At 64.5% G+C, this 13,750-nt stretch carries 13 protein-coding genes; 5 read left to right on the top strand and 8 right to left on the bottom strand.

Going from position 1 to position 13,750, the window contains the following annotated elements:
- The first annotated feature begins 117 nt into the window (after positions 1 to 117).
- Both CT676_RS34455 and CT676_RS44470 read left to right on the top strand, forming a co-directional pair.
- The gene (locus CT676_RS34455) at positions 118 to 2,079 is read left to right on the top strand and encodes an EAL domain-containing protein (RefSeq protein ID WP_135216313.1); all 1,962 of its coding nucleotides are present in this window, start codon (positions 118 to 120) and stop codon (positions 2,077 to 2,079) included.
- A 293-nt stretch (positions 2,080 to 2,372) separates the two neighbouring features.
- Complete coding sequence (locus tag CT676_RS44470; protein WP_167768255.1) at positions 2,373 to 2,522, top strand: hypothetical protein; 150 nt, start codon at positions 2,373 to 2,375, stop codon at positions 2,520 to 2,522.
- A gap of 6 nt (positions 2,523 to 2,528) precedes the next feature.
- Here CT676_RS44470 and CT676_RS34450 read toward each other — a convergent pair whose 3' ends face one another.
- From CT676_RS34450 to pgm, 5 genes are all read right to left on the bottom strand, one after another.
- Positions 2,529 to 2,972 carry a DoxX family protein gene (locus CT676_RS34450; RefSeq protein WP_071917677.1) on the bottom strand — a complete coding sequence of 148 codons (444 nt, stop codon included), beginning with the start codon at positions 2,970 to 2,972 and terminating at the stop codon, positions 2,529 to 2,531.
- Between the two features lie 240 nt (positions 2,973 to 3,212).
- Positions 3,213 to 4,193: a PDR/VanB family oxidoreductase gene (locus CT676_RS34445; RefSeq protein WP_135216311.1), complete on the bottom strand. Its 981-nt coding sequence runs from the start codon at positions 4,191 to 4,193 to the stop codon at positions 3,213 to 3,215.
- A gap of 9 nt (positions 4,194 to 4,202) precedes the next feature.
- Positions 4,203 to 4,964 carry a GntR family transcriptional regulator gene (locus CT676_RS34440; protein ID WP_028148569.1) on the bottom strand — a complete coding sequence of 254 codons (762 nt, stop codon included), beginning with the start codon at positions 4,962 to 4,964 and terminating at the stop codon, positions 4,203 to 4,205.
- Between the two features lie 5 nt (positions 4,965 to 4,969).
- Positions 4,970 to 6,019, bottom strand: a complete 1,050-nt coding sequence (locus tag CT676_RS34435) for an aromatic ring-hydroxylating dioxygenase subunit alpha (protein ID WP_167768254.1) — start codon at positions 6,017 to 6,019, stop codon at positions 4,970 to 4,972.
- Positions 6,020 to 6,307: 288 nt separating this feature from the next.
- Entirely contained in the window at positions 6,308 to 7,954 is a 1,647-nt protein-coding gene (pgm, locus tag CT676_RS34430; protein ID WP_167768253.1) for a phosphoglucomutase (alpha-D-glucose-1,6-bisphosphate-dependent), read from the bottom strand.
- 146 nt (positions 7,955 to 8,100) lie between these two features.
- Here pgm and CT676_RS34425 point away from each other — a divergent pair, with 146 nt between their 5' ends.
- Positions 8,101 to 9,243 carry an alpha/beta hydrolase gene (locus tag CT676_RS34425; RefSeq protein WP_135216308.1) on the top strand — a complete coding sequence of 381 codons (1,143 nt, stop codon included), beginning with the start codon at positions 8,101 to 8,103 and terminating at the stop codon, positions 9,241 to 9,243.
- 35 nt (positions 9,244 to 9,278) lie between these two features.
- Here CT676_RS34425 and CT676_RS34420 read toward each other — a convergent pair whose 3' ends face one another.
- Positions 9,279 to 10,094 carry a response regulator transcription factor gene (locus CT676_RS34420; RefSeq protein WP_063979731.1) on the bottom strand — a complete coding sequence of 272 codons (816 nt, stop codon included), beginning with the start codon at positions 10,092 to 10,094 and terminating at the stop codon, positions 9,279 to 9,281.
- 297 nt (positions 10,095 to 10,391) lie between these two features.
- On the opposite strand from CT676_RS34420, the gene CT676_RS34415 reads away from it, so the two are divergent.
- Positions 10,392 to 11,549, top strand: coding sequence for an acyltransferase (locus tag CT676_RS34415; RefSeq protein WP_135216307.1), 1,158 nt, complete (start codon positions 10,392 to 10,394; stop codon positions 11,547 to 11,549).
- A 111-nt stretch (positions 11,550 to 11,660) separates the two neighbouring features.
- Positions 11,661 to 12,509, top strand: a complete 849-nt coding sequence (locus tag CT676_RS34410; RefSeq protein WP_135216306.1) for an MBL fold metallo-hydrolase — start codon at positions 11,661 to 11,663, stop codon at positions 12,507 to 12,509.
- A 25-nt stretch (positions 12,510 to 12,534) separates the two neighbouring features.
- Here the strand turns inward: CT676_RS34410 and CT676_RS34405 are convergent, their stop codons facing one another.
- Both CT676_RS34405 and CT676_RS34400 read right to left on the bottom strand, forming a co-directional pair.
- On the bottom strand, positions 12,535 to 13,419 hold the full coding sequence (locus CT676_RS34405; protein ID WP_167768252.1) for an aldose 1-epimerase family protein: 885 nt from the start codon (positions 13,417 to 13,419) through the stop codon (positions 12,535 to 12,537).
- 124 nt (positions 13,420 to 13,543) lie between these two features.
- Positions 13,544 to 13,750, bottom strand: a 207-nt coding sequence (locus CT676_RS34400) for a UDP binding domain-containing protein (RefSeq protein ID WP_244623358.1), incomplete at its 5' end; no start/stop codon positions are given.

The following is a 13,750-nucleotide window of genomic DNA, read 5'->3' as shown; positions in this document are numbered from 1 at the left end:
CACGCAGAAGTGGCCACGGTGATCGTGGCCAGCGGGGATAATTCATATTTCGTCAAAGGTTTGCAGCGAATCCTCCTGATCGAGCCGGACAAACGGCCCATGCTGCTAGGCTCTCGAATGCGGACTCAAACGACCAGCTATTTCGCGCGGCTGTTCGCCGGCGATCTGTCGGCCTTTGGCGGTCCTGCAACCGACGAACCCGTCGCCGGACATATCCGCGCCGATCAGATGTCACTGGTGCTCGGCTACTCCGTCGGCATCATGCTTGCCAATGCCTGCAACGCGGCCGTGCTCGCCATCGCGCTCTGGCATTCGCCGGACTGGAAGTTTGCACTGGCCTGGGCCGCGATCGTGGCCGGCGCCGCGATTGCGTTCGGCCTGCAATCCCACGCCTCGCGCCGGATCACAAAACCGCAATTCGTTTCGCGTCGGGCGATGCATCGGCTGGTGCGCAACGCCTTCGTGCTCGGCGTTGCCTGGGGCATCGTCCCGGTCGCCTTCTTCGCGAATGCCGCGACCGGCGGCCAGCTCGTCATCACCTGCCTTTGCTCGGGGATGCTGGCCGGCGGCGCACTAGCCTTCGCCACGATCCCGATTGCGGCCATCGCTTTCACGAGCCCCATCTTCGTCGGCATCGCCATCTGCCTCGGCCGCGACGGCGATCCCGCCTATGTGCTGATGGCCATCCTGGTGGTGGTTTACGGCAGCGTGCTGCTGCGTGCGGTGTTCGTCAATTCATTCGCTTTCGCGCGGCGCGTGATCCGGCAGATCGAGGCCGAGCGCACGGTCCGGCAGGATCCCCTCACGCTGTTGCCCAACCGCTTCGCCTTCAACGAGACGCTCGAAGCCGCGCTCCGGCGGATGGCCCTGTCCGGCGAGGAATTCGCGGTGCTCCTGCTCGACCTCGACCGCTTCAAGGAGGTCAACGACAAGTTCGGCCACCCCGCCGGCGACGAATTCCTGGTCCAGGTCGCAAGCCGGCTGCAACGCTGCACGCGCGCGGCCGAGCACGTCGCGCGAATCGGCGGCGACGAGTTCGCGCTGGTGATGGCCAATCTGGCGCGGCCCGAGGATGCGCTCGAGATCGCCGAACGCTTCGTCGCGGCCTTCGACGAACCGTTCCGGATCGAGGGCCGCCAGATCGCCGGCGCGACCAGCGTCGGCATCGTGCTGGCGCCGCGCGACGGCACCACGCAGCTCGACATCATGAAGAATGCCGACGCCGCTTTGTATCGCGCCAAGAAGGCAGGTCCCGGCACGGTCTGCTTCTTCGAGGAAGCCGATGACAGGGTGTCACGCGATCGCAAGGCGCTGCAAGCGGACCTCGAAGGCGCCATCGCCAGGGACGAGCTGTTCCTGGTGTTCCAGCCGTTCCTCGATCTCGGCGAGAACCGCATCACCGGCTTCGAGGCGCTGCTGCGCTGGCAGCATCCCCGGCGCGGACTGGTGCCGCCGAGCGAATTCATCCCGATCGCCGAGGAGACCGGGCTGATCCACGAGATCGGTGAATGGGTGATCCGGCGCGCCTGCGCGACGCTTTCGGACTGGCCGGAAGACATCAGGGTCGCCGTGAACTTCTCTGCCGCGCAGTTTCACAGCACCGGCATCCTCCAGACCATCGTGCAGGCGCTCGCGGACGCGAAGGTCGCCCCGCACCGGCTCGAGATCGAGATCACGGAATCGATGCTGCTGTCGAAATACGGCTCCGCGGCGTCGATCCTGAACGCGCTGCTCGAGCTCGGCATCACGGTGGCGCTGGACGATTTCGGCACCGGCTTCTCCTCCCTCACCTATCTGCGCAAGCTGCCGTTCAGCCGTATCAAGATCGACCAGTCCTTCATCCGCGACATGCTGGTGCAGCCCGACTGCGCCGCGATCGTGAAGTCTGTGATCTCGCTGGCGCGCGACCTCCGCATCGGCGTGGTTGCCGAAGGCGTCGAAACCGCCGACCAGCTCGAGTTTCTGCGCCAGTTCGGTTGCGACGAAGCGCAGGGCTATCTGATCAGCCGGCCGGTGTCGGCCGATGGCGTTCTGGCGCTGTTGAACACGAAGAAGCTGCGGGCGACTTACGCGGCGTAGGGAAATACTCGCAAATGTGAGGCGGTCCGCTTCCAGGGGTGAAGCAGACTCGCGCAGGGCAGAATTTCTTCAAGCCACCCTTTGCAAATGAATCGCTGCCAGGCAGTTCTGCATCCCGCGCCAGTCTTCGCGGTCATAGGGTTGGTCTGCATCCCTGACCTAAGGCTGTCCGCTGTTTTGAGAGCGTTTCCGAGTGTTTCGGCGCGCTACCACTCTCAAGACGGCTTGCCGTGTCGGCCCCATTAAGCAACACTTGCCGCATTTCAAAGTAATTATTTTTGAGGGGCATCATCATGCCTGAGATATTGGAAGTCGTACTGTGGTGTGCCGCGCTTGCGACTTGGTTGATGCTTCTCTTCGCCCTCGTGAGCAAGACCCTGAAGCAGCTCTCAAAGAGCATCCGCCGCGCGATAGAGGAAGTTTTCAAGCCCGACTTGAAGTGATCTCGGCTACGATGCTCGATCGAAACTGAACCGGCCCGCCCCGGTGACGAAGATCAACATCGCGCCTCCCATGATCGAGACGTTCTTCAAGAAGTGGTTGTATTGACCGATCTGCTGCGCACCCGCGGGATACTCCCAGTAGCGGTGCGCAATAGCCGTTGCCGCCAATACGAACACAAACGTCAGAATTGCGCAGTAGCGCGTACCGACGCCCAATATCAAACCAACGGATATCAATACTTCCAGTACGATGTTCGTCATCGTGAACAGCTCAGGTGCTGGAAGGTTCAGGGACCTGAAGTAACCCACAGAGCCGCTGAAGTTGGATATTGCTCCATACGCGCTTCCGACGAATACCCACGCGAGGAGAATGCGGCCGATCAAAATCAGCGCGTCAGCTCGCCCTGTGGCGAACGCATCGACTGCCAGCGAGACAGAATTGGATTTCATGGCAGAATCTCCACCCTTGCTGTCCAAGACCGGCTGAACACTTTTATTGCCGAGAGCAAGCCTATCATGATTGGCGGACCGCACGAAGCGCTCTTGCCGGCCCGTTGGCGCTGCAAACGAAGCCCGCTTCGTGGCCGCCCTTAGCTGCCTCGCCAGGACGACCTGCGCCCATCCGCTCCCGAGAGGAGAGCCGATGCGCTCAGGCTGATCGCGTTTTCCGAGTACGCCTTCCAGCCCCGGTCAGACCGCGTCCGCCCGCAGCAGCGTGTCCACGGTGATGGTGCCGCGGGCGCGGGAGACGCAGGCGCAGATCTTCTGATTGCTTTGCTTCTGGTGATCACTGAAGAAGACGTCGCGATGGTCGATCTCGCCGTCGACCTCGACCACGTCGATGGCGCACAGGCCGCATTCGCCGCGCTTGCAATCGTACATCACGTCGTGGCCGCTGGCATTGAGCACATCAAGCATCGAGCGCTCGCGCGGGATTTCGAGCTCGACATCGGTCCCCTTCAGGCGCACGCGAAACGTCTCGGTCGGCAGCGTGCCGCTGGAGCCGAAGGTCTCGTAGCGGAGATCGGGAAGCGGATGGCCGGCGCCGATCCAGGCGTGGCGCGCGGCATCCAGCATCCGCATCGGGCCGCAAAACAGCGCCAGCGCACCTTGCGGCAATGATCCGAACAGCGCATCGAGGTCGAGCCGCCGGCCCTCGTCGCTCGCGTGAACGACCAGGCGCTCACCGAGCATTTTGGCGAGATCGTCGAGATAGGCGGCATCGGTGCGCGAGCGGACGGCATAATGCAGCGTGACATCAGCGCCGCGACGCGCCAGCGCCTGTGCGGCACCAAGGATCGGCGTGATGCCGATGCCGCCGGCGATCAGGCAATAGTTTTCGCGCGTCCAGTCGACCGCGAGCAGCGAAGCCGGCCGGGTGATGTCGAGCCGAGCGCCGGGTGCGAGCTGCCACATATAGCGCGAGCCGCCGCGGGAATCCTCGGCGCGACGCACCGCGATCCTGAAACCGCGCGAGGACGCCTCGCCGACCAGCGAATAGGATCGCGTCTCCGGCAGGCCGTCGATGGTCACGCTGATATTGATGTGGCTGCCGACCGGATAGGCTGTGCCGTCGAACTGATCCGGCAGGATCAGGAATTCGCGGATGCCCGGCGCAAGATCGCGCGTCGCGACCAGCGTTGCCGGAATCCAGGTTTCGATGAAGCGCATGGTGACACCCTAGTCGGTTGCGGTCCTGATCAGCGCGAGCGCCGGCAAGAGGTCGAGATGGGTGCGGTTGCGCAACGCAAGCCGCAAGTTTCGCACCGCGAGCCGCGCGTGCTCGCGCATCACGGCTTCGGCGCGGGCGCCTTCGCGGTTCTCGATGGCGTCGATCACGACGCGATGGTGCTCCTGCCCGATGATCAGAATCTGCTGCGCCTCGGGCAGCGCCGATTGCGCCATCACGAAACCGCTGGGCGAGGCGAACGGCAGCGCCGAGGCGCGGTCGATCTGCCGGATCAGCGGCGGGCTGCGCGACAGTTCCGTGAGCAGTGCGTGGAAGCGCGCGTTCAGCGTGACATAGGACGAGAAGGCATCGACCGAGATCGGCACCTGACGCAGCAACTCGTCGATCGCGGCAAGACATTCCTTGAGCGGTTCGAGCTCGCGCGCGGAAACGCCGCGCTCGGCGGCGAAGCGCGCGGCGAGCCCTTCCAGCGTGCCGCGCAGCTCGATGGAATCGGAGATGTCGCGTTCGGAGAACGCCTTCACCATGAAGCCGCCGGAGGGAATCGCCTCCAGCAGGCCTTCCTCCTCGAGCCGCACCAGCGCCATGCGCACCGGCGTACGCGAGGCGCCGGTCGTCTCCACCGCCTGCAGCTCGGAGATGCGCTCGCCGGGCCGTAAGCGACCCGACAGGATCTGGTCGCGCAGCGCGAGCTGCGCCTTCACGGTCTGCGAGACGGAGCGGTCGACCTCACGCTCGGGCGCTGCTTTCACCTGGGCTACTCCGCGGCCTGGAGCTGCTGCGGCGCGCTTTCCTTCGCCACCATCCTGTCGATCAGCTTGCGCGTCCACATCGCACCGGCGTCGATGTTGAGGTTGTAGAAGATCCGATCGGGGTTCTCGTCCATGGCGCGCTGCTGCGCCTCGAGGATTAGCTCGTCCTCGTGGAAGATCCCGGAGACGCCCTCGCGGATCTCGGTGGTGATGCGCTGCTCGCCGATCTGATAGTTGCGGACGAACGCCCAGAAATAGTGGCAGGTCTTCTCGGTCTCCGGCGTGATGGTGTTGAGCACGAAACCGTTGACGCCCTGCGAGCGGTCGCCTTCCGGCGCGCCGGTGCCTGTCGGCGCCACGCCGACATCGATCGCGATCGTGCACGGGGCTTCGAAGCGGATGATCTGCCAGCGGTCGACGAGGCCGGATTTGCCGAGCTGCTTGGCCCAGAACGGCGGCGCTTCGATGCCGCGCATCCAGCGCGTCACCGTCACCGTCTTCTCACCGTGGGTGACATCGAACGGCGCTTCGGCGACCGCGTCGTTCCCAATCGAGGAGCCGTGCACAAAGGTCTCGTGGGTGAGGTCCATGAGATTGTCGAGCACGAGGCGGTAGTCGCAATTGACGTGGATGGTTTTGCCATCGCCGGCCCAGGCCGGATCGTGATTCCAGTGCATGTCAGGGACGAGCGCGGGATCGGCGAGCGCGGGGTCTCCCATCCAGAGCCAGATGTAGCGATGACGCTCGACCACGGGATAGGCGCGGACGCAGGCCGACGGATTGATGGTCTCCTGCGAGGGCATGAAGGTGCAGCGCCCCTGCGCATTGTATTTCAGGCCGTGATAGCCGCAGACGACGGTGTCGCCTTCCAGCCGTCCCTTGGACAGCGGCACCAGGCGGTGCCAGCAGGCATCCTCCAGCGCGGCCACCGAGCCATCGGCCTTGCGGTACATCACGACATGCTTGCCGCAGATCGTCCGCGGCAACAGCGCCGGCTTGACGTCAGCGTCCCAGGCCGCGGCGTACCACGCGTTCATCGGGAAGGGTTTTGTCACGGGTCGCTCTCCCAAGGCTTATGAATACGTTATGTATACAATAGCGGAGGGATAGAATCGTTCAAGGCCAAATTGGCGTATTTTGATACCTATTATCTTTACGGTGTATACAATTTTACCAGAAGGTCATTCCCCGCGAAGGCGGGGAATCCAGTACGCCGCGGCTCCTCCGCATCACGGCACGGCCGCGGCGTACCGGATCACCCGCTTTCGCGGGTGATGACAGCGGAGAATGCGGCAAACACTTCCTCGGAGCAGCAACCGAAGAGTCGTCCTGGGCTCAGTGCCCTACGCCCCGAACACCCTCTTCAGGCCCGCCTGGGCCTCTTCCTGAATCCGCTTCAGGTGCTCGGTGCTGCGGAAGCTTTCCGCGTAGATCTTGTAGACGTCCTCGGTGCCCGACGGCCTTGCGGCGAACCAGCCGAAATCGGTTTCGACCTTGATGCCGCCGAACGGCTGGCCGTTGCCCGGCGCCTTGCTCAGCGTGGCGCGGACGGGATCGCCGGCGAGGTCCTTGAGACCGAGCTGCTCGGGCGTGACGGACTTAAGGATGTTCTTCTGGGGAGCGGTGGCGGCGACGTCGATGCGCGCATAGTGCGGCACGCCGAGCTCGGCAGTGAGATCGCCGAAGAGCTGGCTGGGATCGCGGCCGGTCTTGGCCATGATCTCGGCTGCGAGCAAGCCGAGGATGATGCCGTCCTTGTCGGTGGTCCACACCCCGCCGTCGCGGCGCAGGAACGAGGCCCCTGCACTCTCCTCGCCGCCGAAGCCGAAGCCGCCCGTGACGAGGCCGTCGACGAACCATTTGAAGCCGACCGGCGTCTCGACCAGCCTGCGGCCGAGCTTCTTGGCGACGCGGTCGATGATCGAGCTCGACACCACGGTCTTGCCGATCGCGGCATCCTTGCCCCAATTCGGGCGGTTCGCGAACAGATAGGAGATCGCGGTCGCAAGGTAATGGTTCGGATTCATCAGGCCGCCGGTGCGCGTCACGATGCCGTGGCGGTCGGCATCGGTGTCGTTGGCAAAGGCGACGTCGAAGCGGTCGCGCATCGCGATCAGGCTCGCCATCGCGTAAGGCGAGGAGCAATCCATGCGGATCTTGCCGTCCCAGTCGACGGTCATGAAGCGGAAGGTCGGATCGATCGCCTCGTTCACGACGGTGGCCTTCAGGCCGTAGCGCTCGATGATCGGATGCCAGTAATGCACGGCGGCGCCGCCGAGCGGATCGATCCCGATATTGATTCCGGCGGATTTGACGAGATCGAGATCGACGACATTGCCGAGATCGGCGACGTAGGGCGTGATGAAGTCGTAGGCGTGCACGTTCGCGGATTTGCGCACCTTGGCGTAGTCGATACGCTTCACGCCCTTCAGGCCGTCGGCGAGATAGGCATTGGCGCGCTTCTCGACGACGGAGGTCGCGTCGGTGTCGGCCGGGCCGCCATGCGGCGGATTGTATTTGTAGCCGCCGTCCTCGGGGGGATTGTGCGAGGGCGTGACGACGACGCCGTCGGCAAGGCCGCTAGTGCGGCCCTTGTTGTAGGTCAGGATCGCATGCGAGATGACAGGCGTCGGGCTGTAGCCGCCGTCCTTGTCGATCATGATGTCGACGCCGTTGGCGGCGAACACCTCGACGGCGCTGACCAGCGCCGGCTCGGCCAGCGCATGGGTGTCGATGCCGATGAAGAGCGGGCCGGTCAGGCCCTTTTCAGTTCTGTAGTCACAAATTGCCTGCGTAGTCGCGAGGATGTGGCCCTCGTTGAAGCTGTTCTTGAACGACGTGCCGCGATGGCCGGAGGTTCCGAACGCCACCCGCTGCGCGGGATCGCCGACATCGGGCTTGCCGGCGAAATAGGCCGTCACCAGCCGCGGAACGTTGGTGAGCGCGTCCGGCGAGACCAGCTTGCCCGCCTCGGGATGAACATCAGCCACTGAAATATCCTCGTCCTGTCGTGCAGAGTTTGTGGAGTACCATAGCATCGGCCGGACCCCCGCCAAGGGCACAACACGCGCGGCGGGCTGGCCGTTCCCGAGATCATGCTATGGTCTTTCAAATCGGGGCTTTTTCGAGTCGGGGCATGACGCTGTTTCACAGGCTCTTGGTTGTGCTGATGGCCTGGCTTGCGACGGCTGGCATCGCGCGCAATGCGATCGCCGCGGAGTTCTACACGGAAGACCTGCGCATTCCGATGGCGGAGGCCGGGCCGCAGGGGCTGGAGGCCTTTCTGGTCCGGCCGGCCGGAACGAAGCGCTATCCGCTCGCGCTGCTCAACCACGGCTCGCCGCGCAGTTTCGACGACCGCGCGACCATGTCGGCGCACAAATATTACGGGATCGCGCTCGAATATGCCCGGCGCGGCTTTGCCGCGCTGATCGTGATGCGGCGCGGCTACGGCACCTCGCCCGGCGGACGCGTCGACAGCGTCGGCGGCTGCGCCAATGCCGCCTATCTGCCGGCGGCGGCGGTTGCAGTCGCGGATTTGCGCGCGGCGATCGATGCGATGGGGCGCAGGGCCGACGTCACGACATCGGGCATGATCGCGGCCGGCCATTCCGCCGGCGGGCTTGCCACCGTCGCGCTGACCGCGCAGGCACCGCCGGGTCTAATCGCCGCGATCAGCTTTGCCGGCGGCCGCGGCTCGCGCGATGACGACGACGTCTGCAACGAGGACGGGCTGGTGCAGGCCTTCGCCACGTTCGGCAAGACGTCGCGCGTGCCGATGCTGTGGGTCTATGCGGCCAACGACTCGTTCTTCGGTCCCGATCTCGCGCGCCGCCTCTATGACGGGTTTCGCGGCAACGGCGGTCACACGAAATTCATCGCGGCGCCGCCGTATGGCGATGACGGCCACTATCTCTATTCGGTGGTGGGCCGGCCGCAATGGACGCCCTATCTCGACGCCTTCCTGCGCGAGCGCGGGCTCGGCCACGACATCCTGAGCGTTCCCGATCCGCTGCCGCCGCCGGGCCAGCTCAACGAGGCCGCGCGCGCCGAATTCTCCCGCTATCTCGCCAGCACCATGCCGCACAAGGCTTTTGCGGTGTCGGCGAACGGCGGTTACGGCTGGCGTTCGGGCCGCACGACCGCCGACGACGCCCGGCGCGATTCGCTTAGCGCCTGCATGAAATGGTCGCCGACCTGCACGCTGTATGCGGTCGATGACCAGCTGGCCGGGGCGGCGCAAAGGACATCGACGGACCAGAGCGCCCGCGCGCGATAGGCACGAGGGTGATCGGATCTTTCGACGGATGAGGGCTAGAGCCGCTCGCTGAGCGCGAGCTTGTAGCCGACGCCGGTGACGGTCGCGATCACGGGCGTGCCGCTGCCGACGAGCTTGCGCCGCAGCCGCGCCACCAGCGCATCGACCGTGCGGATATCGACCTCGGCCTGGCGGTTGCTCACGACCTCGATCAGATAATCGCGGCTGAGCGGCCGGCCGTCGGCGCCGACCAGCGCCGCGAGCAGGTCGAATTCGGCGCGCGTCAACGCCACCGGCTTGCCGTCGCTGCCGAGCAGCTCGCGCCGGGTCAGGTCGATGATCCAGTCGCCGAAGGCGATCGAATTGTGGTTGCGCGCCGCCTTGCGGTCGATCGAGCGCCGCCGCAGCACGCTGCGCGCACGCGCGAGCAGGTCGCGCAGATTGATCGGCTTGGTGACGTAATGGTCGCCGGCGATCTCGAGCCCGAGGATGCGATCGACGTCGGTGTCGCGGCGCGTCACGAAGATGATGCCCGCGTTGCTGGTCGCCTGGATCTCCTTGGCGAGCTCGAAGCCGTCGCCGTCAGGCAACTGCACGTCGAGGAAGACGAGATCCGTGCGCGAGCGCAGCGCCTGGCGGCATTCCGCGCAGGAGCCGGCGCCGACCACGTCGAAATTGTTCTCGCTGAAATAGCCGACCAGCATCGTCCGCGTCACGGGATCGTCTTCGACGACGATCAGCCGTTCGCGGCCGGCAGGCCTTAATTCCTGACGTGCGGAATCAACCACGTTGTTGGATGTCCTGTGTGCTTGTGGCGCGGCTTGAAAGTTCAAGTCGTCGCGCAGCGCACTGTCCTGTGAACGAACATTCACGACTTATTCGAGCCCCCGAAATTGCCTGCTGGAATACTAGGCGTGTTGTGCTGCCCGAACAATATTGGTCATGGTATTGGCGTATTAAGTATGAATTGCCCCACAATTCTCATCGCGCGCATCATCATGCCGGCGTGGCGCGTGCGAGCGCCGACCGGGACCCTCGACACCGCCGATCCCGTACATTCGGCATCGGACTCAACCGCTGGTTAACGTAAAGAAAGGCTTCGGCTTCGAAACAGCCGGCCGCGCCTCTATGGTCTCCGCTTGCAGATGCGAAACCACGGAGCAGGCGTGATGCAGGGGCAGGCCCGGTTGGCCGCCGAACGAACCGAGCAAGGTGCAACGCCTTTCGGCCGTTCTCACACGCTCGACGTCCTGCGCGGCCTCGCCATCGTCGGCGTGATGGCGATCCACGTTTCACAATCCTTTCCTTCAAAGATCCACGCCGTCGACTTCGCCTTCATGTGCGGCTGGACCGGCGTCAACGTGTTCTACTTCGTCAGCGCCATGACGATGTGCCTGATGTGGACGCAGCGCACCGAAACCGACCCGACGCGCAAATTCTACATCCGGCGCTTCCTGCGCATCGCGCCGCTGTTCTGGCTCGCGATCCCGGTTTACCTCGCCGTCAACGGCACGGGTCCCAGCTACAACGCGCCCAACGGCATCGGGCCGCTCCAGGTGATCCTGACCGCGACGTTCCTGCACGGCTTCTGGCCGGACAGCGTCAACAGCGTCGTGCCGGGCGACTGGTCGATTGCGGCGGAAATGACGTTCTATCTCGTCTTCCCCTTCGTGATCACGGCCTTCGGATCTCGCCGCCACCTCTATCTTGCGCTCGCGATCGTGCTGCATCTCGTCAATGTCTGCCTGTTCAAGCCGTGGGCGTTCGCGCTGTTCTCCGCTTATTATGGTCCCGGCCACGAAGCGTTCGTGTGGAACGCATTGCACATCAGCTTCCTGAGCCAGCTTCCGGTCTTCCTCGTGGGTTGCGCGCTGTTCTTCTCGCTGCGCGACGGCTTTGCGAAGTCGGACGCCGCGATCTTCGCCGCCTTCATCGCGCTGTCCTTCATTGCCGACCGCGCGACCGGCTCGCATGAATTCAACTACCTGATGATCAACCTCGTGCTCGGCGCGCTGGTTGCAGGTTGCATCCGCCTCGCGATCCGCTGCCGGCCGATCGAGGCGCTCGGCCGCAACTCCTATTCGATGTACCTGTCGCACTTCGCGGTGATCTACGGCCTGCGCCAGATCTGGCCGCTTACGGACGGACTGGTCTCGCTGCTGATCGCCTATGCCGTCACCGCCGCGCTCAGCTATCTCGTCGCACGCGCGACCTGGCATCTGGTCGAACGGCGCGCGCAGGATTTTGCGCATCGCCTGACGTCCGCGGGATCGGACCGGTCAACGATCCGGCCGACCATCGCCGCCACTGCGGCCGGTCTGCACTGACGCGCGACTTGTCTAGCTGACGCCTTCGAATCTAAAGTACGCCACGAAAGATCTTCAGACACGCCGGGGCGGCGTGATCAGGTCGACCGGCTTCACGCTGGAGTAGGCGCCATGGAAGTCATACTGCTCGGTACCGGCGGCCCACGCCCGGACCCGCGCCGCATGGCGACGACCACGCTGATCAGGCTTGGCGAGGAGAATATCCTGTTCGACGCGGGCCGCGGCGTCATGGTGCAGCTCCACAAAGCCGGCGTGCCGCTCGGCGCCATCAACACGGTCTTTCTCACCCATCACCACTTCGACCACATCAGCGACCTCTATGATGTGATGCTGAATTCGTGGATGCATGGGCGCAAGGACGATCTGCGCATCTACGGTCCGCCCGATACCGAACGGCTCGTCAACACGCTGATCACACAGGTCTACGACAAGGACATCGCCTGGCGGGATCAGGGCGAGCCGACCTTTGGCGGATGGAAGCCGGTCGTCGCGACGGACATCATTCCCGGCCCCGTCCTCGACACCGGTCGCTGGAAGATCAGCGCCGAGCTCGTCTCACATGGCGACGGTCTCGACATGTCGCCGGCGTTTCTCGCGCGTTGGATGTGTCTCGGCTTCCGCTTCGAAGCCGAGGGCAAGGTCATTGCGATCTCCGGCGACACGGTGCCCTGCCCCGGTCTCGAGCGGCTGGCTGAAGGAGCCGACCTACTGGTGCAGTGCTGCTTTCTCGCGACGCCTGAGATCACCAACGACCATCTCCGCCGGCTCGCGAAATACACGATCGCCTGCGGCGATACGGTCGGCAAGGTTGCCGCCAAGGCCGGCGTCAAGAAGCTTGCGCTGACCCATCACCGTCCGCGCACCGACGATGCCATGCTGGATGCGTTGCTCGCGGACGTCAGGAAGGACTATTCGGGTCCCGTTGTGCTCGGCGAGGATCTCACGCGGATCGAGGTCTGAGGGCTGCGCGATGCGCCGTCCGGTCTCAGGACGATCCAACCTCGATCCGGTACGACAGTTCTTCGTTCGCGCCGGCCGCGATGTGCATCAGACCCGGCTTGTCGCTGAACTCGCCTTCGAAACCGACGGGACTGGCATAGCCGCGCCAGGGCTCGATGCAGAGAAACGGCGCGCCTGTCGGTTTCGACCAGACGCCGAGCTCGCGAAAGCCGCGCCATGACATTTTGAGCCAGGGCCCGCCCCCCTGCCCGGCCGCATAGCGGACCGCATGGCTGTTGACGGGGTCGAGGATGACGGCGTCATTGGTGAACAGGGACTCCGACAAAGGAAGCACGGTGCCTCTGACGGGGCTCGGATCCGTTGCCGCGAGCAGGAGTCCGCCCTCGACACGGCGAACCGGAGATGGCTCCTCGTTCGTGAACGTCAGCGCGTAGCTCTCTTTCGACATTCCAGGCTGAAGCGGCCAGTTGAAGGCGGGATGGCCACCGAGCGACACCGGCAATGTCTCCTTGCCGGTGTTCACGACCGTGAGCGAGAGATCGAGACCAGCGTCGTCGATCGCATAGGTGGCCCTCAGGCGAAATGCGAACGGATAGAGCGCGCGCGTTGTCTCGCTGTCTTCGAGCGCCAGCGTGCAACGGTTCTCGCCGCGCTCTACCCACACGAACCGGCTGTCGCGCGCAAAACCGTGCTGGGTCATCCGGTAGGTCTTGTCCCGGTGCCGCATTTCGTCATTGGCGAGACGCCCGACGATCGGAAACAGCAGCGGCGCGTGGCGTGGCCAGGCCGGCCCCGCCTGCCAGACAAATTCGACACCGCTGCCGTCCTTCAACGAGCACAGCTCGGCGCCGTGTGCCTTGATGGTCGCGGTGAGCCCGCCACTGCGGATCGTGTGCGTGTCGTCGGTCATGACAATCTCCATCGCGGCAACGAGGCCAAACGCGGCGACCTGATGCGACCGGATCATATCGCATCAGAAACGATTTCGCCCGCCCCAGGATGAGGCGGGCGAAGCCGAACATCAAACGACTGGCTTAAGCCTGGGACGATCGCCCGATGCTCTCGTAGGTGAAGCCGGCGGCTTGCATCTCTTCGGGCGGGTAGATGTTGCGGAGATCGACGACGACGGGCTGGGTCATGGCCGCCTTCAGCCGGCCGAGATCGAGCGCGCGGAACTGCACCCATTCGGTGACGATGACGAGCGCATCGGCGCCTTGCGCGCAGGAATAGGCGTCCTCGCA

It is taken from the genome of Bradyrhizobium sp. MOS001, assembly GCF_004634465.1.
Taxonomy (GTDB): domain Bacteria; phylum Pseudomonadota; class Alphaproteobacteria; order Rhizobiales; family Xanthobacteraceae; genus Bradyrhizobium; species Bradyrhizobium barranii.
The sequence above is the reverse complement of the archived record's forward strand: the minus strand, read 5'-3'. Positions and strand labels throughout refer to the sequence as shown.